The following is an 18,783-nucleotide window of genomic DNA, read 5'->3' on the forward strand; positions in this document are numbered from 1 at the left end:
CGGCCGTCGTCTGTCGCCAAGGCCGACCAAGCGCACCCAAGACGACTTTTTGAATAGCCGAAACCGGCTGACCCGCTTCGCTATAGTTCTGCACATCGACAGCGCGTCACGAACTCCGATATCCCGGAACCGGCATGCAAAGAAGAACCTTCCTGAAGCTGGCAGCGGCCTCCGCCCTTGCCACCCAGTTGCCCCGCTGGGCCCTTTCCGCCACCCTGCGCGAGCGCGATCTGTTTTCGCTGGGCGTGGCCAGCGGCGCGCCGGCGCCGGACGGATTCGTGCTGTGGACGCGCCTGCTCGAAGGCGCGATCCCTGGCACGCCGCAGGCCGACGCCCAGGGCACCAGCCCGCTGCAGGGACCACTGACCGTCCGGTGGGAAGTCGCCGAGGACGAAGCATTCCGTCGCATCGTGCGCCGCGGCCAGGCGCAGGCGCTGCCAGAACTCGGCCATTCCGTTCATGTGGAAGTCGATGGGCTGCGCCCCGACCGCTGGTACTTCTACCGTTTCATGCACGGCGACGCAGTCACCGCGCCGGCGCGCACCCGCACCGCGCCGGCGTCCGACACGCTGGCGCCGCGGGTGCGCTTTGCCTTTGCCTCCTGCCAGCGCTGGGAGCAAGGCCACTACGCCGCGTACCGGCAGATGCGGCAGGAAGACCTGGACCTGGTGGTATTCCTGGGCGACTACATCTACGAAGCCGCGGTACCGGCCAACGCGCGCGCGCACCTGCCGCGCACGCACAGCCTGCCCACCGCGACCAGCCTGCAGGACTTCCGCGACCGCTACGCGCTGTACAAGAGCGACCCGCTGCTGCAGGCCATGCATGCCGCGTGCCCCTGGCTGGTAACCTGGGACGACCATGAAGTGCAGAACGACTATGCGGGACGCGCGGGCAGCGAGCCAGCGGCCGCGTTTCTCGCGCGGCTCACGGCCGGCTACCAGGCGTTCTACGAAAACATGCCAATCCGCGCGAGCGCGCTGGTGCATGGCATGGCGGGACTTGGCACGCTGGATGCGCTGAGCATCCACGCGCGCCACCGCTGGGGCCGGCTGGTCGATTTCCATCTGCTGGACGACCGTCAGTATCGCGATCTCCAGCCCTGCCGCGAACCGGGGCAATTACGCAAGGGCTCCGTGTCCCCAGGCGATTGCAGCGCGCTCGGCGACTCGCGCCGCACCATGCTGGGCAGCGCGCAGGAACAATGGCTGGCACAGGGACTGGTGCAAGACCAGCGCGACCAGACGCGCTGGAGCGCGATCGCGCAGCAGACCATCTTCTCGCGGCGCAACTACAAGGCGCCGCCGCAGGAAGCCTTCCACAGCGACACCTGGGACGGCTATCCGGCCGCGCGCCAGCGCCTGCTCGGCAGCATCGCGGCGGCGGCGCCGCGCAATACCGTGTTCATCGGCGGCGATATCCACCAGCACTACGCCTGCAATGTGCTGGCGGACTTCAGCGATCCGTCATCCCAAGTGATCGCCAGCGAGTTCTGCACCACCTCCATCGCCTCGGCCTCGGGCAGCAGCATGGAGAGCGCCGCAAAAATCATGGCCCACAATCCGCATATCGTGCATGCGCGGCCGGACCAGCGCGGCTACACCGTGGTCGAGTCCACGCCGGCACGATGGGCCGCCACGCTGCGCGCCGTGGAAGACGTCACGCGCGCGGACAGCGCGGTCGGCACGCAGGGGGCGTTTGTGGTGGAGGACCGGCGGCCCGGCGTGCAGCTTGTGTCAGCCAGCTAGCCTGACCGCGGATTGTGCTGCCACCAGCCCTGCGCGCCAATCGGGACTTGCGCCGCGGCCCCGGCAACCTTATGTATTGCTCCCGGCAAGTTCCCCTTCCGCGCCCTGCCCGCCTTCATCGATGCGGATGAAGAAAGTCATCAGGAAGGCGATCACCAGCAGCCCCGCCAGGAACAGTAGTCCAGTGGTCGGCTGGCGCTTCCGGGTCTTGATATAGCCGTTCGCATACGGCTGGTAGAGACTCTTCGGCTACGGCCTTGAGGGCACCGCTCGCCGTGTCGAGGTCCTGGCGCTTAATCGCCCTTGAAACCCACGGTCTGGACGATCGGAGTCCAAAATTCCACCAGCCGCTTCCTCAGCAGGGTAACTTCTTGCGGCGTCGAACCCGCGAGCGGCTCATACCCGATGTTCTGGATGCGACTTCGGACATCCGGCATGGCCAGCACCTTGCGCATTGCTGCGTTCCAGCGTGACACCTGCGCTGGCGGGGTGCCGGCTGGCGCGTAGAGCGCATAGCCCGAGCCAACCACCAACGAGGCGTAGCCCTGTTCACTGAAGGTGGGAACATCGGGAAGCTGGCTGCTTCGCTGTTTACCCGACACCGCCAGCACACGGACCTTGTTCGCCCGATGCTGTTCCACAAACACGCCGAGACCATCCACTGCCGAGCCGATCTGATTGCCGACCAGATTGGTCACCATCGCCGGGCCACCTTGGAACGGCACGATGGAAAAATCGCCTCCGGAACGCCTTGTGAACTCGAATGCAACAAAGTGCAGTGCAGAGCCGAGTCCGGACACGCCGACTGTCGCCACGTTGCGGTCGGCTTTTGCGGCCTTGACGTAGTCAGCCAGGGTTTTATACGGCGAGCTCGCGCTCACCGCCAGTCCATAGTTAAGGGCAGCCACCTCGGTAATGGGCGCGAAGTCCTTGTCGGGGTCATAACGAAGATTGCTGTAGACCAGGGGCGCAATCACCATCGTATCGTGTAACGTCATCAGCACCGTATTGCCGTCTTGCGGCGCCTGCTTCAAGACTTCCGCCGCCACGCGCGTGCTGGCACCGGGACGGTTCTCCACGATCACGGTCTGCTTAAGCTCGCCTCTAAGCTTTTCCACCAAGACGCGTGCCATGGCATCGGCGGCCCCACCGGCCGGGAACGGCACGATAAAGCGTGCCGGCGCTTCCGCATAGGCAGACTGCGTCACGCATAGGCCCACAGCCAGTCCCGCCGCTGCCAGACCGCGGATGATACGGCGCCGTCCAATTCGTTTTACTTTGCTCGACATGCTTGCTCTCCCCCATCGGTTTGTCTGGATGCTTTTGCGAGCTACTGGACCGAGGGGCATCTGCCCGCCACTCGCCGATCCAGGCCGCGTCAGCCAATCATCGGAGGTTATTGAGGGCCCTGTCGAATCACGATTGCAAATACGCTATCACGAATGCGAAATCGCCAGATTTCGCATTCGCCCGCAACATGGGTGCCAGAGTCGATGCATCGCCGATCCTGTGCGGGGCACGGCTGCCCAACCCTATTGGCACTCACGCATGCACTCAAATCCGCATCTTCCGGCATCCTCTGTGCCGTCCAATACCAGCGCTGGCCGGATCGTCGTCGTCGGCGCTGGCATCGTCGGTCTGTGTACCGCCTTGTGGCTGCAGCGCGCCGGAGGCAAAGTCACCATTTACGACACACTCGCCCCGGGAGGCGGTGCATCGTACGGCAATGCCGGGCTGATCAGCGTCGACAGCTGTGTCCCGATCGCGCTACCGGGAATGGCATGGCAATTGCCGCGCTGGCTGCTGGATCCCAGCGGGCCACTCGCCATTCATCCACCGCATCTGGTACGGGCCGCCCCATGGCTGCTTGCATGGTTGCGCGCCAGCAATCGCGGGCGCGTAATACAGGCTTCACGCGCTTTGGCTGCCCTGCACGCGCCAGCCTTGCAAGCCTATCGTGAACTCCTTGGCCCGGATGAATGCGACCAACTGATCAGGGCTGGCGGCCAGCTGCATCTGTGGTCAGCCAGCAACGGCCGGTCCCGGACCGACCGGTTCGTGGATGAACTGCGCCGGCAGCAGGGCGTGATGTACGAAAGCCTGAGCGCGGCACAGATTCGGACGATGATGCCGGGCCTGGCCGGCCACGTGCGCGGTGGCATACGCTTCCCCAGGCACGCACACACAGTGGACCCGCTGCGCCTGACTGGAGCACTGGCCGCCCGGTTCGAACGCGAAGGCGGCCGCATCCTGCAGCGGCGAATCCTGAAGCTGCAACCGGATGGCACTGGATTCCGGCTGTGGAGCAATCTTGGTGACGACCGCGCGGAGCGCGTAGTAGTGGCCGCCGGTGCATTCTCCGGCGAACTGTTGAGACCGCTCGGGATTCGACTACCTCTTGAGGCGGAACGCGGCTACCACGTGCAACTGCCCGATCCTGGGGTCACGGTGCCTTATCCCTTTATTTACAAGGATAAGGCCGTTGCTGTGACGCCAATGGACGGCGGCCTGCGATTCGCAGGCACCGTCGAGATCGCGGGCCTGCGGCATCCGCCCGACGAAAGACGGGCAGAAGCCATCCTCGCTACGGCTCGGAGCCTGTTTCCAGGCATTGCTACGAGCGGCGCCAGCACATGGTTCGGGCTTCGTCCCTCTACGCCAGACAGCGTGCCAATCATCGACGAAGCTCCTACTCATCCGGGACTTTATATTGCGAGTGGCCACGGCCACACAGGACTGACCGGAGCACCCATCACCGGCCGGCTGATCACGCATCTTATTACTGGCGGTCCCGCCCCAGTTGACCCGCTACCTTACCGGCTGGCGCGCTTTCGCTAGACATCTTGGCCGGCCATCTCTGCCATGATGTTGCGCGCTAGCGTGACCAGCGGGTCGGGGTCGAAATCTGCTGCCCTGGACTTTGGCCAGTAAGCCCGGTATGTCAGCCGGCGCGACCCCGCAAACCGCCTCACGCTCAGGCGAGCGGGGTCGAAGATTTGTGCCGGCAGGCAATCAAATAGCGTAAATCCAATACCCCCCGCCACCATCCCGCAAGCAGCGATCGCGGCCGGGCATTCTGCCACCGGAGCCGGCGTGGCGCCGCAGTCTTCAAACGAGGCTGCCACCAGTTCCTCGATACCCTCAATACTCGAAAGGGAAATCATCGGCTCGCCCAGCAATTGCGCTGGGGTAACCTCATCCTGTCGGGCGAGCGGGTGGTCGGGCGGCAGATAGCACAGCATCGGGAGCTCGGCAATCACCGCGCTCTCCACGCCAGGCACAGGCGGTACCTCAAGCGCGAAACCAATGTCAGCCTTTCTGGAGCTGATTAAGGCGGCAACATGGTGTGCGTCGCGGGAATGGACTGACAGAAATACATCCGCGAAGCGGTGCATATACCCTGCTGCCAGCCTCGGGAATACGGCAGCAGCAAAGGCAGGGGTACAGGCAACCGACAGGTGCCTGAGCTGATTGCGTTGAATACGTTCACAACAGGCGTTAATGGAATCCAGACCGATGAAGGAACGCTCGATCTCCTCGAACAGTCGATCTGCACTGGGGGTCGGTAACAGACGTCCGCCGCGCCTCTCAAATAGCGGGAAACCAAGGCGCTCTTCAGCATCACGCAGGATGTTGCTGATCGCCGGTTGCGTGAGATGCAGGCGCGTCGCTGCTCCCGTCACCGATCCGGTCAGAACGATAGCGTGGACTGTCTCAATGTGGCGAAATCCCAGTTTCCTTTTCATGGAAAGCCCATCGAAGAAAGGGAGGACATCCTGCCCTTAGACTTGTGGAACTGTACTGGATAACCGGGCCTACTCAAACCGGTACAACTCCACCGACTGCCCCGCATTGACCGCCCGCTTGAGCCACGACGGCATCTCGCCCTGCCCGTCCCAGGTCAGCCCTTCCGCGTTGCGGTAGCAGACCACCGGCGCCGGCGGTGCGGCCGGGGGCGGTGGGGGCGGCGGTGGCGCGAAGCACCCCGCCGCGTCGAGCTCTTCGAGGGTGAGCCCGTAGTCGTCCATCTGCGCCTGGATCCACCGGATCGCGTCCGCCCGCTTAGTTTTTGCTGTCATCGCTACCGTCACTGCTGTCGTTGCCTTCGTCCTGATTGTTAGGCAGCGCCGCCGCCCCCGGGTCGTTGCCCGGCTCTTCCCCTTGGGCTTCCTACGGGAGTGGCCGCCGAACTTCCGGCCTGCCTAGTTTGCTAGAAGTCAGAGTGGCGGCGGACCGGCCGCGTCCGCCAACCTGTCGTTCAGGACAAGCGAGCGCCGTACGCGTGAGCGGAAAGCCAGGGTCTTCCATCCAGGCTTGTCTGCCTTCCACGCGCAGGGCGCGAATCGCGAGATTGAGCGCGCCAGAGAAACCTGCCGTGACGAAGACCTGAGAGGGACTGCATCGAAGCCCGCGCGAGACGCCAAGATACGCCGCGATCTCCTGCCGCAAATCCGGTTCGCCGCGTGGATCGGGGTATCCGACAGGAGCCGCTGCCGCCCGGCGCGCCGCGCGTGCCTGAATGCGTGACCAGAGCTCCCTGGAGACCCATTCATCCAGGAATTGCGCTGCGGCCAATCTTGAGTCACGCGTTTGTGGTCGTCTCGTGAAGGCGATCATCGGAACGCACCTGGCGCTGACTGTGCGTCCGGGGCGCCGAAGATGGATCGAGAAAATGTGCCCGATAGTCTTGGGGTGAAATGCCCAGGCGCCGCCGAAATACCGAACGCATTCGGTGCGCGCTGCAAAAGCCGCACTGGTACGCGATGGTCTTGATGGGTTTCGATGATGTTTCGAGCAGGCCTCTCGCCGCATCTATCCGGACGGCCTCGACGAAATCCATGACGCTGACGTTGGACTCGCGCATGAAGGTTCGCGTGAAGTGGCGAACGCTCATTCTTACGACGTTCGCCAGAACGTTGAGTGACAGATCAGCGGTCAGATTGGCAAATACGTACTGCTGTACCTGCGATACCAATGAATTCGGCTCAGCCGAGATATTGAGGTATGAACTGAACTGGGACTGCCCCCCTGCGCGATGGGTAAAGAGCAACAACTGCTTGGCCACGTTGACGGCGACTTCCCGACCATGGTCTCGCGCAAGCAGATACAGGCTCATGTCAATGCCGGCGGTGACTCCGGCAGACGTAACCAGGTTACCGTCCTGGATGTATAGTCTGTCAGCACTTACCAAGGCGGACGGACACTCCCTTGCAAGACCGGCCGCGTCGTTCCAGTGAGTCGTGACATGCTTGCCATCGAGAACGCCAGCTCTGGCCAAAAGAAATGTGCCATTGCAGATGGTGCAAACGCATCCTGAATTTGCGAAGGCCGTCCGCAACCACGCATACAAGGACGGCGCAAAGCTCTGTTGAGGCAACGTAGGACCTCCTGCAATGAGCAACAGGTCGTACGCGCCACCCGAGTCCGAAAACAAGCGATTGGCATGGATTTCCAGGCCGTTCGAGCAACGTACGCGGCCGCTCTCTGTGCCCAGAATTTCAAAGCTGTACTGATCGTCTGGAGAAAGAAAGCGATTCGCTTCCGCAAAGACATCGAGCGGCCCGGAGACATCGAGCCCCTGAACCTCCGGGAATATCAATATGGCTGCGGTTTTCATGTACGGGCCTGCACTTCCGGTGATCTCCAACCACGGCAGCTACGAAACGGCACTGGCCGTTTTCCTGTCAGCCCCGGTCGGGTCGGCTTGCCCTGCAGGTCCGTCATACAGATCGGCAAATCTTCCACTCTTGCTTGCCTTCTCAAGCACGCATTCCGGAATCAGTGTGACAAGGAGGTACGTTGTGTACCCGCCGAAGAGCAGCGCCAGCAGAACATACGTCACGGAAAGTAGCGCGAACATGAATGGCCTCAGTCCAGAAACTTGAAGGGAAAGTCCGCTATGCGGTCCTTTGAGACGGCCAGCGACACGCTGATTGGCCCGTCGTCGTCCCTGCATGTACCTACGAGCCTTCACACCGCAGTTTAGGCGGTGTGGAACATGTCTCTCGTAGCAGACGGCGAACGAATCCAGCCAAAGTACGGTGGTTTCGGGTCGCGGTGGTCTGGCCGCTGTCCCGGAGGCGCACGGCACGGCACTTGTGATGGAGCCTTCCACCGCACTTCGCGTACGCGACTAGCCTCGGAGCGAGGTTATCGTTAGGCCGCTTCGTCCAGCAGCATGTCCTCGAAGAACGCGCCGAATCGCTTCCGTGGATCGCGTAGGTGAATCTCGAGAATCCAGCGCATTGCCGCCGGGCTGTCTTCGAAATCGGCTAGCGATCCGGTATAGATCGTGGCGTGAGGAAAGTCCGACACACGGTGACCCGGCAGATCGAAGTTGAGTTCCCAGCCCATCGATTTCGCCATACGGTCCGCTTCGGCGTACAGCGCCTGTCCGGTCAGACGATCGCGCTTCCAGACATTGCGCACCTCGTGGAACAGTACCTCTGCATCGCGTGCACAACGTTCGTACTCCGTATGCTGCCCGACCACAAAGGATGCCCCGCCGTCGCCTTCCCAGGCCTCCACGCGAGGGGCGATGTCGATGAAGAAGATGTCGTTCTCCTGCAGGATCACGCCGGGCTCCGACGCCAGCTTCATCGGTTTGATAGTGTTGCGGCCGAATCGGACACGCGTGGGATGCCAGCTGAGGACAAGGCCTGCGTCGAGCATAACGCGCTTGGCCATCTCAACGGCGTCCTCCTCGACCATGCCCGGTGTGACGCGTGCCGCGATCTCGGCGATTGCCTGGCGGGTCTTGCTGCGCGCCAGAAGCATGCCATCGACAGTAAAGGCCGGGCCGACGCGCTCGGCGAGGGATGCTGGAACTGCGCTCATTCAATGCTCTCCTGTGAGAAGGCCGAAACAGCTTCGGACCTCGAGCAGTGATTGTTCCCGCGTTCGCCATTCCAGGCAGCGCAGACAGACCGCTGGGGAGTGCCATTCTGCGTGCTTTTCGTGCCAGTCTCGCGTGGCTGCGATGTCAGCGGTGCTTCCGGGCCAAAAGGCGTTCAATTCGGGCTATGACAGAGGAGTTGCCATGGCTCGAACCGAGGCGTTCCGATATCGTTCTACATTCAACAATGTCCTCGTCCGCCGCCTTCCGCATCTGCGCCTGTGAGCCGAACTGTTGCCCTCCTCGTTTTCCCCGGCGTGCAGGCGCTGGACGTCGGCGGTCCGATGGATGTGTTTGCGGAGGCGAACCGCTTCGTGCCGGAGGACGCTCGCTACGAAATTGAAGTCATCGTCATAGGCGGTGATGGGTTGATCGCTTGCTCCAATGGATTGCTGCTCAAAGCGCATCGTGCGTATGGCGACGTCGATCCCGTGATCAGCAGTTACGACCTCGTCTTGACAGCCGGCGGCCCGGACTTGCCCAAGGTCATATGGAACTCCGGTGTCTATGACTGGTTGCGACGCATCTGCGCAGTATCGCGGCGTTACGGGTCCATCTGTAACGGCGCCTTCGCACTCGCGCGTGCAAGCCTGCTCGACGGGCGCACCGTCACCACGCACTGGAGCGATGCCGGGGAGCTTGCGAACCTATGCCCGAACGCACGCGTGGAGGCTGACCGGATCTTCGTACGTGACGGCAACCTTTATACGTCGGCAGGAGTGACGGCGGGCATTGACCTCTCGCTGTACCTGGTGGCGCAGGATCATGGCGACGATGTAGCACTCAACGTTGCCCGACGCCTCGTCGTGTTCAGGCAGCGCGCGGGTGGGCAATCGCAGTTCAGTCCCTACCTCACTCCCTGTGCGGAGCCGACTTCGCCGGTCGCGCTGGTGCAGGAATACGTGCTTGGGCACCTGTCGGAAGAGCTGAGCGTTCGCGTCCTCGCCGGCGTTGCGAGGATGAGCTTGCGCAACTTCGCGCGGGTCTTTGCGCGGGAATCCAGGATGACACCCGCCGCCTTCGTCGAAAGCGCTCGGGTCGATGCGGCGCGTGCCATGCTCGAGAAAGGCAATGCACCGCTCAAGCGCATCGCCTACGAATGCGGATTCAGCGATTCCCACAATATGCGGCAGATCTTCAAGCGGCGCCTTGGCGTGTCTCCTCAGCAGTATCGCGCCACCTTCTCTGCACCGGCAGCTGACCCGGTCTTCCCAACACGTTGACGCCAATGCTGAGGCTGGCACGAAGGCGTTGCAGTTTGGCCTGAATCGTCCCCCTGTCGCGACGCCGTCGCTCGCCCCCATTTGCCATACTTGTCCCAGATGCAGGCAATCCGGCTCGCGTCCCCGCATTAGACACACGACTTCATGTTAAAGCGACTTCTTCTATCTACTCTTATCGTGGCGAGCCCGCTGCTCCCGTCCGCGGCGATCGCTGGCAATCCTGCCAGTCTGTCCCCCGCCAGTCCCGAAGCCACACCAGACGATTACTTCCATACCGGTGCAGGGGCACGCTATCTGCGTCGCGCCGATGCCGATCTCGTTGTTCAACCCTTGCGCGGAAACATCACCGTGCTGATGGGATCCGGCGGTAATATCACAGTGCTGTCGGCCAAGGAAGGAATGTTCCTGGTTGACGCAGGTATCAGCAAATCGCAGGAGAAACTGCGGGCAGCGCTCATGAAGATTAGCCCGGCCCCGCCAAGGTTCGTCGTGAACACGCATTGGCACTGGGATCACACCGATGGCAATGCGTGGATGCACGCGGCGGGCGCCACCATCGTTGCGCAAGAGAATACCTTCAGGCATCTGACCGAAACCACACATGTGAACGCCTGGAACTGGACATTCGATCCGGTGCCCGAAGCGGCCCGCCCAACGCTGCTGGTCAAGGACGGGAAGACCTTCAACTTCGGGGGCACCCGAGTCGAAATCGAAAATTTCGGCCATGGCCATACCGATGGCGATCTATGGGTGTACTTCAAGGACGCAGACGTACTGGCGCTCGGCGACACCTTCTGGAACGGCTTCTATCCGTATATCGACAATGAGGACGGCGGCAGTATCGACGGCGCAATTAAATGGGCCAACAAGGCTGTCGCGCGTACCACCGCGAACACCATTGTCATTCCCGGCCACGGTGCGATCGGCACGCGCACGCAGTTGGTCGAGTTTCGAGACATGCTGGTCACGGTACGCAACAACGTGGCGGTCCTGAAAAAGCAAGGCAAGTCGCTCGACGAGGTCATCGCGGCCAGGCCGACGGCCGCGTTCGACGCGAAATGGGGAAATTTTGTGTTCAACGGCGACCAGTTCACAAAGATGGTCTATGCCGGCTTGTAGGTCTCCCTTTGTTTTTTCTGCAGTTTACTGGGGCGTGCCAAGATATGGGGAATCCGCTATCACAAGGGGCTACGGCCGCAGATCGATCCGCAGCCGATGCCGAGATAACCGACATCGCTATCCGACGCGGAAAAACTCAACGCTCTGCCCCGCATTGACCGCCCGCTTGAGCCACGACGGCATCTCGCCCTGCCCGTCCCAGGTCAGCCCCTCCGCGTTGCGGTAGCAGACCACCGGCGCCAGTGGTGCGGGCGGTGGAGGTGGCTCGGGTGGAGGCGGCGGCGCGAAGCACCCCGCCGCGTCGAGGTCTTCGAGGGTGAGCCCGTAGTCGTCCATCCGCGCGTGGATCCAGCGGATCGCGTCCGCCCGCTCAGTCTTTGCTGTCATCGCTGCCGTCACTGCCGTCACTGCTGTCGTTGCCTTCGTCCTGATTGCCAGGCAGCGCCGCCGCCCCCGGCTCGTTGCCCGGCTCTTCCCCTTGGACTTCCTACGCAGTGGCCGCCGAACTTCCGGCCTGCCGAGTTTCCTAGTCCGAAGGGGGGCGGACCGGCCGCGCCCGCCAACCTGTCGTTCAGGACAAGAGATCGATGAGGAAACGCTCGGGCTTCTTGCCAATCCACGCGGGAGCCCGACCGCGCCCCGACCAGGTCTGGCCCGTCTTGGGATTGCGGTATTTCGGGCGCGGCGCGGCCTTCGTCTTGGTCGGAACAGCGCGGGCAGCGGGCTCAACGCTGGGCTTGCCCGCAATGTCCTCAATGCTGAGGTCGTACTCCTGCATCCACTGCTGAATTTCCTCCACGACCTTTGGCACTTCCGTGGCTCGCAACTGCTCAAGTTGCGCATTGACAGATGCCAGTTGAGCGAGCAGTGAGGATTGGGACGGGCTTTGCGTTGCGGTAGGCGCTTTTTGCTCCTGTCGCGGCTTCCGGGGTTGCGTCTTCTGAGTCGGTGCTTCCGGGGCAGCCTCCACTCCAGGCAGTGTGATCTGCTTCGGCCCGCGCTTGCGGGTTGGGGTCTCTTGGGTCGTGACTTCCGGAGCGGCAACTTCCGCCAGGATTTTCGGCTTCCGACCGCGCTTCGGGGTCCGCCTCTCTTCCGGCGCAGCTTCCGGAGCGGCGGTTTCGGTGAGCGCTTTCAGCTTCCGACCGCGCTTCGGGGTCCGCGTCTCTTCCGGCGCTGCTTCCGGAGCGGCAGTTTCGGTGAGCGCTTTCGGCTTCCGACCGCGCTTCGGGGCCCGCGTCTCTTCCGGCGCAGCTTCCGGAGCTGGTGCGTAAAGCGGTGCGACCCGGGCGGCCGTTTCGGTCAGTTCGTCCTGGGCGGCAGCTTCCGTCGGTTCGTCCGTGGCCAGGACTTCAACCGGAGCTTCGGCCACGGCTTCAGTGGTCGCTTCCGAGGGCATGGCTTCAATAAGCGCTTCCGGCGCGTCAGATCCAGTCAACGTTTCCGAGGCGGCAGCTTCCATCGATGCTTCCGGTGCCACGTCTTCCGTTGAAGCGTCCGGGGCTGCGTAAGGCCGCCGGCGCCGATATGACACGGTCGCCGTCGGGCCGCTATCCCGGCTTGTCGACCAGAAGTCCAAGCGTTGGGCCTGAGTGTCAACGCTGCCACTACCGACGCCTGCACCACTGGCTTCACCACTGACGGGATCCGCGTCGCGCATCGCCTCAGCGATGGGAAGCTCCTTCTGACCAAGTCCGTCCGTCGCATTGCTCACGACAAGGGGTTCAACCACTTGCTCTGGGGCCAATTCGTTCTCCTTCATTGAAGTCACTGCACGTGCAGACGCTTCCTTATCCCATGGACGGTGAGACCTTGTCTCTTGCGTGTCGTTCGCTTCAGCGGATCGCGTCCCCCGCTCAGTCTTTGCTGTCATCGCTGCCGTCGTTGCCTTCGTCCTGATTGTTGGGTAGCGCCGCCCCCGGCTCGTCGCCCTGTTCTTCGCCCAGCTCATCCTGCGGAGCGCCCCCCTGACCGTCGCCCTGCTCTTCCGGCGCGGTCGCCGCCGAACTGCCGCCCTTGCGCCGCCTTCCACCAGCGCCACCGCCGTCGCGTTCGCGCGGCGCGACGCGCAGGGTGGCCAGCAGCTGACGCGCGAGCGCCGCTTCCGCTTCGCTGCGCTCGGCCCGGCGCTGCGCCACCGCGAGTTCCGCCTGCACGGTGTCCAGGTCGCCCGCCGCCTTGCGTTGCGCCTGCTCGGCCACTGCGAGCCGCTCGGCCAGCGCCACGGCCTGCGCTTCCAGCTTGGCACGGCCCTCCGCCTGCGCCACCGCGGCATCACGCGCCTCGCTGCGTGCCACCGCCAGTTCGGCGCGCAGGTCTTCGGCCGTGCGCTCGCTCTTCTGGCGCGCAGTGCGCTCCTGGTCCAGTTCGCGCAAGCTGCGACGCTCGCTGGCTTCGGCGCGTTCCTGCGCGAGCGTCACCGCCTCGCGCGCCCGCTCGAGCTCCGTCGAGAATTGGGTGCGCAAGGCGTCCAGCTGGCGCCGACCCGCCTCGAGTTCCGTCCGCCCCGCCTCGAGCCGGGCCTGCGTGGCGGCGTGCGCCAGCCGCTCGGTGGCCAGCTCCGCGTGCACGGTGTCGTGCGCCTGCCGGGCTTCCGCCAGTTGGGCGGCAATGGCCGCCGCGTCCTCGCGCGCGGCGGCCGTCTCCGCGCGCGCCGCATCGCGCTCGGCTTCCGCTTCGCTCGCGGCGTGCCGGGCCTCCGCGCGCAGCGTGGCGAGTTCCGCCGTCGCGGCCTCGTTGGCCGACTGCCAGATGGTCTGCACCGCCTCGGCGGCGATCTGCTTGAGGGGGTCCGGCAGGTCCGGATGGTCGATGGTCACGCGGGTGCGCCCGCGCAGTTCCTGCCAGAACCCCTGCAACACCTCGGCGGGCGTGCCCATGCTGCCCTTGCGCACCAGGCTGTAGAGCTTGTTGGCGGTGGGCGTGACGCCGTAGCGAAAGAACAGCAGGCCGCAGACCTCGCGATACAGCGCGCGGGTCTCGGGGAAACGGCCGCGCAGCTCGGCAATGTCGTCGGCCATGGCGGCCTGCAGCGCAGCGTCGGTCAACTCCAGGTCGGCGGTGGCCATCGGGGAAAAAAAGTGTCTTTTGATAGCCAAATATTACTACGTAATACGTTATATCTCAAACTATTCGCATGTAACTTTAGACATAAGTCCGCTTATGTCTATAATATTGGCTCGAACCCCGCTCCCCACGCTGACCCGACCTTGGAATCCCCCGCCCATCAGCCCTCCCCGCCTACGCCCGGCCTCGTCGCCGCATTGCCCACGCCGCTGGAGCAGCTGCGGCTGCCGCCGGCACTGTCCGGGCGCGACGGCAGCAACCGCGCACCGGCCACGGCCACCCGGATTGCCGCGACCGATGACCTCGCGGCCGTGACCGCCTGGCTCGCGCGCTACGTCGATAGCCCGGCGACAGTGACCGCCTATCGCCGCGAAGTCGAGCGGCTCCTCCTGTGGGCCGTGCTGCAGCTTGGCAAGCCGCTGTCTTCACTGACGCACGAAGACCTGCTCGTTTATGAACGCTTCCTGGCCGACCCGCAGCCGGCCGCGCGCTGGGTCCTGGCCGGCAGCAAGAAGCTCGGCCGCAACCACCCCGACTGGCGCCCGTTTGCCGGGCCGCTGTCGCCCGCCAGCGTGCGCCACGCCCTGGTCATCCTGAACGCCCTCTTTGCCTGGCTGACCGAGGCCGGCTACCTGGCCGGCAACCCGCTCGCGCTCGCCCGGCGTCGGCGCGCCCCAACGCAGCCGCGCATCACGCGTTACCTGAGCCACGAGCTGTGGGCGACCGTCAAGGAAACCGTCGAGGCGATGCCGGTAGGCACCGAGCGCGAGCGGCTGCATGCGGCGCGCTGCCGCTGGGTGCTGACGGCGCTCTACCTGGGCGGGTTGCGGGCCGCCGAGGTGACAGGCACCCACATGGGGGCGTTCTTCTGTCGGCGCGACGCCTCCGGCGTGGAGCGCTGGTGGCTGGAGGTCACCGGCAAGGGCAACAAGACCCGGCTGGTGCCGGCCTCCGACGAGCTGATCGCCGAACTGGCGCGCTACCGTCGCGCCATCGGACTTCCGCCCACGCCGCAACTCGACGAGACGCGTCCACTGGTGCTGCCGGTGATTGGAAGAGCGGTCAGCGAGAAACCGCTGTCACGCGGCGCGCTGCACCTGATCCTGAAAGAGGTGTTTGGCATGGCCGCGGCGCGCCTGCGCGCGCGCGGGCCGGAATGGGCGGCGCAGGCCGATGTCCTGGCGAGTGCCTCGGCGCACTGGCTGCGACACACCGCGGGCTCGCACATGACCGACCGGCAGGTTGACCTGCGCTTTGTGCGCGACAACTTTGGTCATGCCTCGATCGCCACCACGAGCGGCTACCTGCACAGCGAAGAGGATGCGCGGCATGAGGCCACCCAAGCGCGGCACCGCATCGGTTGGACCAGCAAGACCTAGGATGCGCCAGCATCGCCAAACCGCACAGGGCAAGGCCATCTATGGTCACGGCACCATCGTGGCAAGCTACCTGCATTGCGACTTTCCCTCCAGCCCCAGCGCCACCGCCAGACTATTCCAGCCATGAACCCATCTCGCTACAGCGACAGTGAAATCGCCGCCGTCTATCGCGTCATCCGGGAGCGTCGCGACATGCGCCACTTTCGGCCGGACCCACTCGATCCTGCATTGCTCGAACGCTTGTTGCACGCTGCGCATCTCGCCCCCAGCGTCGGCTTCATGCAACCCTGGCGCTTCCTCCGCCTCACTGACAGGAGCCTGAGAACGCAGCTCCACGCGCTGGTCGATGCCGAACGCCAGCGCACCGCGCTCGCCCTGGGCGAACGCCAGGACGAGTTCATGCGACTCAAGGTGGAGGGCATCCTGGACTGCGGGGAAGTCCTGGTGGCAACGCTGATGGATGGACGTGAGCGGCATATCTTCGGTCGGCGCACCATGCCGGACATGGACCTCGCTTCGGTGGCCTGCGCCATCCAGAACCTCTGGCTTGCTGCGCGCGCCGAAGGAATCGGCGTGGGCTGGGTCGGGGGCTGTCGCTGGCGCACACCACGATCATGCGCTGGGTCAAACGCTTCACGTCGGAGTTCGTGAAGCGCTGGGATCGATTTGCAAGACCGGCTGGGCGATCATGGCGTGTCGACGAGACCTACGTGAAGTTCCGCGGCAAGTGGGGCCTATCTCCACCGTGCCGTTGATCGAGCGGGGAAGACGGTCGACTTCCGGCTCAGCGCCAAGCGTGATGTCGCGGCAGCCAAGGCCTTCCTCGCGACGGCGATCAAGCATCATGAGCTCGCCACCAACACCATCACGCTGGATGGCTACGCGGCGTCTCATCGTCCGGTGTGCGAAATGAAGCCTGACCAATTGCTGCCCGGGGACACGACGTTGCGATCACCGAAATACCTGAACAACCTGATCGAGCAGGAGTGTTTTGGCCATGTGAATGGTCTTACACATGATGTACATCGCTCGCACGATCCTTGTTCCTCACCACCGGTGTTGAATATCGTTAGTCGTGCGACCACGATGGCGGGCCACACGTCGGGCCTTCGCGCGGCGGACGAGTCTGGATTTGCCGTAGCTTGTTGGCTGAAAGATCGGAAAGCGCTAGCGGACCTCATCTGCATGCGATGCAGTCGGTCCCGACGGTGCCACGGCGTAGGCCGATCAACCGCTACACTCCGGCGCTCGAATGCCGGGCTGAGCGCGAATCGAGGCCAGTTTCACGTACAGCGTACTACGAGAAATACCCAGTGTCCGCGCGGCCATGGATATGTTGCCGTGGGCATTCGCGATTGCGTCGAGTATCGCTTGCCTCTCCATTTCCTCAAGGCGACCGGATGAAGCAGGAATTGACGTCGAGGTGGATACGGAAAGAGAGTCCTTTGCCGCCAGGGTGATGCTCGGGGGGAGCAAAGACGTATCGATAATGTTGCCTTCGCTAAGCGCGAACATCACCTCGAAGACATTCTGCAGTTCGCGAATGTTACCCGGCCAGCGATGGCTCAGAAGCGCCTGGCGGACGGCCGGTTCAAGCTGCTTGGGCGCACAGCCATACTTGCGTGCGAGTTTGCTGTTGAGATGCGCAATGATTGCCTCGATGTCGCCAGGCCGATCACGCAGCGGCGGTAGTGGCAGGCTGACCACGCAGAGGCGGTGGTACAGGTCTTCGCGGAAGCGCCCGGCGGAGATTTCCTTCTGCATATCACGGTTCGTGGCTGCGACGACGCGCACCGAAACGCGCCGCTCGCGGGTATCGCCCAGGCGGACCACAATGCCATCCTGCAGCACGCGCAACAGGTGGGGCTGCATGTCAAGCGGCAGCTCGCCGACTTCGTCGAGGAAGAGCGTGCCACCGTCGGCTTGCTCAAACTTCCCCGGATGACCACCACGGCGAGCGCCCGTAAAGGCTCCATCGGAATAGCCAAAGAGTTCGCTGGCCAGAAGCTCACGGGTGAAAGCGCCGCAATTGACGGCAATGAACGGCCCCTCGGGGCGGTTGCCTGCCCGATGCAGGGCTCTGGCAAAGAGCTCCTTCCCTGCGCCAGTCTCGCCAAGGAGCAGCACCGGCAGATCGAGAGGGGCGATACGGCGCGCGCGCGCCTTGATCGCCTCCAGCACCGCGCTTCCCCCTATGATTTCACCGAACGCATCGCCTGCCGTTGTTGCCTTAGCCGTGGCAGTGGGCAGCAATACAGTGGTTCGATTCTGGCGCGTCCCGAGCGGGATCACCAGCACTGTACCGAGCATGCCGTCATGGTCCTTCACTGGGTGCAGCCATTCGGGACGCATCCATTCCGGGCGTTGGCAGGACCGATCAATTTCGGGCAATGCGAGATTGAGTCCTGGTACCTGGCTGCCAACTTCCGAGGGCAGCCGGACTTCATGGTTCTCCCGCGCCGCCTGCGCATTTCCGTTCGTACGAACAATGCGTCCGCGGCTGTCGACAAGCACGACGTAGTCGCTGGCGTAACGGATGAAATGATCAATGGCCCGGGTCAGCAGCCGCTCGTGCAAAGCAACGTCGCGGCGGGCCAGTTCGCCTTCGATCTGCCTGGCAGCAGCCACCACCAGACCCAAGGTGTGGCCATGGAAGGTTTCCTTGACGCCGGAGACATCCACGACCCCCAGCAGGGTGCGACTAAAGGGGTCAAGAATGGGAGCGGCGGCGCAGGTCCAGCGCTTGACGTCCAGGCAGAAATGCTCGTCGGCATGGATCTGAACGGGAGCAGCGGTGGCGATCGCGGTACCGATGGCATTGGTGCCGATGACATCCTCATTCCAGCAGCCACCGGTGGCCAGGTTGATCCCCTCGCCAATGCTGCGGGCCCTGGTCTCGCCATTGAGGTGGAGAACGGTTCCGCCCGGGTCGCAGAGCATGATGAGCGTGCCGCATTCCCGCAGGATGTCGCGCAGGCTCTCGAGTGCCGGACGCGCGGCTTCGCAGAGCTCCCGGTTCTGCCGCTGCAACTGGCGGACACGTTCGGCTGCAGCCGCCGGTGCGGCATGCCTGGCAGGGTCAACGGCCTCGGAACGACACCGCTGCCACGACGCCAGGACGACGCTGCGCACACCTGCCACTTCCAGGGGCTGGTCCTGCACAAAATGCTCCCACGCGGAAGCCACGACGGGCTCGTCGCCGATGCGGGGGATCAGGGTGCCGCAACGAGAAAACGGCATAGGAGGGTCGCTCTCAATTGACTGAAGTAACCGTATCCGCGTGCCTCCACCAAGTCAATAAATCTCTTTTCAAATCAATAATTTGTGCTTTGCAGCAAGCCACCGGAAGGTGT

At 63.8% G+C, this 18,783-nt stretch carries 14 protein-coding genes and 3 pseudogenes; 7 read left to right on the forward strand and 10 right to left on the reverse strand.

Features of this window, described 5'->3' with window-relative positions; all coding sequences use genetic code 11:
- Nucleotides 1-134: 134 nt before the first annotated feature.
- Complete coding sequence (locus ACOCMH_RS14805; RefSeq protein WP_427309088.1) at nt 135-1,748, forward strand: alkaline phosphatase D family protein; 1,614 nt, start codon at nt 135-137, stop codon at nt 1,746-1,748.
- Between the two features lie 293 nt (nt 1,749-2,041).
- Here the strand turns inward: ACOCMH_RS14805 and ACOCMH_RS14810 are convergent, their stop codons facing one another.
- The gene (locus ACOCMH_RS14810) at nt 2,042-3,037 is read right to left on the reverse strand and encodes a tripartite tricarboxylate transporter substrate-binding protein (protein WP_112777401.1); all 996 of its coding nucleotides are present in this window, start codon (nt 3,035-3,037) and stop codon (nt 2,042-2,044) included.
- Nucleotides 3,038-3,296: 259 nt separating this feature from the next.
- On the opposite strand from ACOCMH_RS14810, the gene ACOCMH_RS14815 reads away from it, so the two are divergent.
- Nucleotides 3,297-4,586: an NAD(P)/FAD-dependent oxidoreductase gene (locus ACOCMH_RS14815; RefSeq protein ID WP_427309090.1), complete on the forward strand. Its 1,290-nt coding sequence runs from the start codon at nt 3,297-3,299 to the stop codon at nt 4,584-4,586.
- Here ACOCMH_RS14815 and ACOCMH_RS14820 read toward each other — a convergent pair.
- The 5 genes and pseudogenes from ACOCMH_RS14820 to ACOCMH_RS14840 all read right to left on the reverse strand — a co-directional run bounded on the left by ACOCMH_RS14820 (nt 4,583) and on the right by ACOCMH_RS14840 (nt 8,585).
- Nucleotides 4,583-5,494, reverse strand: coding sequence for a LysR substrate-binding domain-containing protein (locus ACOCMH_RS14820; RefSeq protein WP_427309092.1), 912 nt, complete (start codon nt 5,492-5,494; stop codon nt 4,583-4,585). The genes ACOCMH_RS14815 and ACOCMH_RS14820 overlap by 4 nt on opposite strands.
- Before the next feature lie 69 nt (nt 5,495-5,563).
- Nucleotides 5,564-5,827: an H-NS histone family protein gene (locus tag ACOCMH_RS14825; RefSeq protein ID WP_427309094.1), complete on the reverse strand. Its 264-nt coding sequence runs from the start codon at nt 5,825-5,827 to the stop codon at nt 5,564-5,566.
- 190 nt (nt 5,828-6,017) lie between these two features.
- Nucleotides 6,018-6,284 (reverse strand): annotated as a pseudogene (locus tag ACOCMH_RS14830) (aminotransferase class I/II-fold pyridoxal phosphate-dependent enzyme); the annotation flags it as partial.
- A gap of 46 nt (nt 6,285-6,330) precedes the next feature.
- On the reverse strand, nt 6,331-7,365 hold the full coding sequence (locus ACOCMH_RS14835; RefSeq protein ID WP_211983509.1) for a GlxA family transcriptional regulator: 1,035 nt from the start codon (nt 7,363-7,365) through the stop codon (nt 6,331-6,333).
- Between the two features lie 539 nt (nt 7,366-7,904).
- Nucleotides 7,905-8,585, reverse strand: a complete 681-nt coding sequence (locus tag ACOCMH_RS14840; RefSeq protein WP_211983510.1) for a M24 family metallopeptidase — start codon at nt 8,583-8,585, stop codon at nt 7,905-7,907.
- A gap of 279 nt (nt 8,586-8,864) precedes the next feature.
- Between ACOCMH_RS14840 and ACOCMH_RS14845 the strand changes: the two genes are divergently transcribed.
- Together ACOCMH_RS14845 and ACOCMH_RS14850 are read left to right on the forward strand one after the other, a co-directional pair.
- Nucleotides 8,865-9,866, forward strand: coding sequence for a GlxA family transcriptional regulator (locus ACOCMH_RS14845; protein WP_211983511.1), 1,002 nt, complete (start codon nt 8,865-8,867; stop codon nt 9,864-9,866).
- Nucleotides 9,867-10,010: 144 nt separating this feature from the next.
- Nucleotides 10,011-10,985, forward strand: coding sequence for an MBL fold metallo-hydrolase (locus tag ACOCMH_RS14850; RefSeq protein WP_427309097.1), 975 nt, complete (start codon nt 10,011-10,013; stop codon nt 10,983-10,985).
- A 117-nt stretch (nt 10,986-11,102) separates the two neighbouring features.
- Here the strand turns inward: ACOCMH_RS14850 and ACOCMH_RS14855 are convergent, their stop codons facing one another.
- From ACOCMH_RS14855 to ACOCMH_RS14865, 3 genes are all read right to left on the reverse strand, one after another.
- On the reverse strand, nt 11,103-11,372 hold the full coding sequence (locus ACOCMH_RS14855; RefSeq protein ID WP_211983514.1) for an H-NS histone family protein: 270 nt from the start codon (nt 11,370-11,372) through the stop codon (nt 11,103-11,105).
- Nucleotides 11,373-11,556: 184 nt separating this feature from the next.
- Entirely contained in the window at nt 11,557-12,747 is a 1,191-nt protein-coding gene (locus ACOCMH_RS14860) for an H-NS family nucleoid-associated regulatory protein (protein ID WP_427309099.1), read from the reverse strand.
- Nucleotides 12,748-12,841: 94 nt separating this feature from the next.
- A complete protein-coding gene (locus ACOCMH_RS14865) occupies nt 12,842-14,053 on the reverse strand; it encodes a DNA-binding protein (RefSeq protein ID WP_427309232.1) in 1,212 nt (403 codons plus the stop codon).
- A 141-nt stretch (nt 14,054-14,194) separates the two neighbouring features.
- On the opposite strand from ACOCMH_RS14865, the gene ACOCMH_RS14870 reads away from it, so the two are divergent.
- From ACOCMH_RS14870 to ACOCMH_RS14880, 3 genes and pseudogenes are all read left to right on the forward strand, one after another.
- On the forward strand, nt 14,195-15,430 hold the full coding sequence (locus ACOCMH_RS14870; protein ID WP_427309101.1) for a tyrosine-type recombinase/integrase: 1,236 nt from the start codon (nt 14,195-14,197) through the stop codon (nt 15,428-15,430).
- A 123-nt stretch (nt 15,431-15,553) separates the two neighbouring features.
- Nucleotides 15,554-16,015 (forward strand): annotated as a pseudogene (gene bluB, locus ACOCMH_RS14875) (5,6-dimethylbenzimidazole synthase); the annotation flags it as partial.
- Nucleotides 16,015-16,417: pseudogene (locus ACOCMH_RS14880) on the forward strand (IS6 family transposase); the annotation flags it as partial. The pseudogenes bluB and ACOCMH_RS14880, both read left to right, overlap by 1 nt.
- A gap of 240 nt (nt 16,418-16,657) precedes the next feature.
- Here the strand turns inward: ACOCMH_RS14880 and ACOCMH_RS14885 are convergent.
- Nucleotides 16,658-18,670, reverse strand: a complete 2,013-nt coding sequence (locus ACOCMH_RS14885) for a sigma-54-dependent Fis family transcriptional regulator (RefSeq protein WP_427309103.1) — start codon at nt 18,668-18,670, stop codon at nt 16,658-16,660.
- Nucleotides 18,671-18,783: the final 113 nt, after the last annotated feature.

This window comes from Cupriavidus sp. H39 (assembly GCF_050271075.1).
GTDB lineage: Bacteria > Pseudomonadota > Gammaproteobacteria > Burkholderiales > Burkholderiaceae > Cupriavidus > Cupriavidus necator_B.

Bases quoted from the DNA above. Each gene is read 5' to 3' on its own strand.
- ACOCMH_RS14805 (WP_427309088.1), top strand. From the start codon at position 135: ATGCAAAGAAGAACCTTCCTGAAGCTGGCAGCGGCCTCCGCCCTTGCC.
- ACOCMH_RS14810 (WP_112777401.1), bottom strand. From the start codon at position 3,037: ATGTCGAGCAAAGTAAAACGAATTGGACGGCGCCGTATCATCCGCGGT.
- ACOCMH_RS14815 (WP_427309090.1), top strand. From the start codon at position 3,297: ATGCACTCAAATCCGCATCTTCCGGCATCCTCTGTGCCGTCCAATACC.
- ACOCMH_RS14820 (WP_427309092.1), bottom strand. From the start codon at position 5,494: ATGAAAAGGAAACTGGGATTTCGCCACATTGAGACAGTCCACGCTATC.
- ACOCMH_RS14825 (WP_427309094.1), bottom strand. From the start codon at position 5,827: ATGACAGCAAAAACTAAGCGGGCGGACGCGATCCGGTGGATCCAGGCG.
- ACOCMH_RS14835 (WP_211983509.1), bottom strand. From the start codon at position 7,365: ATGAAAACCGCAGCCATATTGATATTCCCGGAGGTTCAGGGGCTCGAT.
- ACOCMH_RS14840 (WP_211983510.1), bottom strand. From the start codon at position 8,585: ATGAGCGCAGTTCCAGCATCCCTCGCCGAGCGCGTCGGCCCGGCCTTT.
- ACOCMH_RS14850 (WP_427309097.1), top strand. From the start codon at position 10,011: ATGTTAAAGCGACTTCTTCTATCTACTCTTATCGTGGCGAGCCCGCTG.
- ACOCMH_RS14855 (WP_211983514.1), bottom strand. From the start codon at position 11,372: ATGACAGCAAAGACTGAGCGGGCGGACGCGATCCGCTGGATCCACGCG.
- ACOCMH_RS14860 (WP_427309099.1), bottom strand. From the start codon at position 12,747: ATGAAGGAGAACGAATTGGCCCCAGAGCAAGTGGTTGAACCCCTTGTC.
- ACOCMH_RS14865 (WP_427309232.1), bottom strand. From the start codon at position 14,053: ATGGCCACCGCCGACCTGGAGTTGACCGACGCTGCGCTGCAGGCCGCC.
- ACOCMH_RS14885 (WP_427309103.1), bottom strand. From the start codon at position 18,670: ATGCCGTTTTCTCGTTGCGGCACCCTGATCCCCCGCATCGGCGACGAG.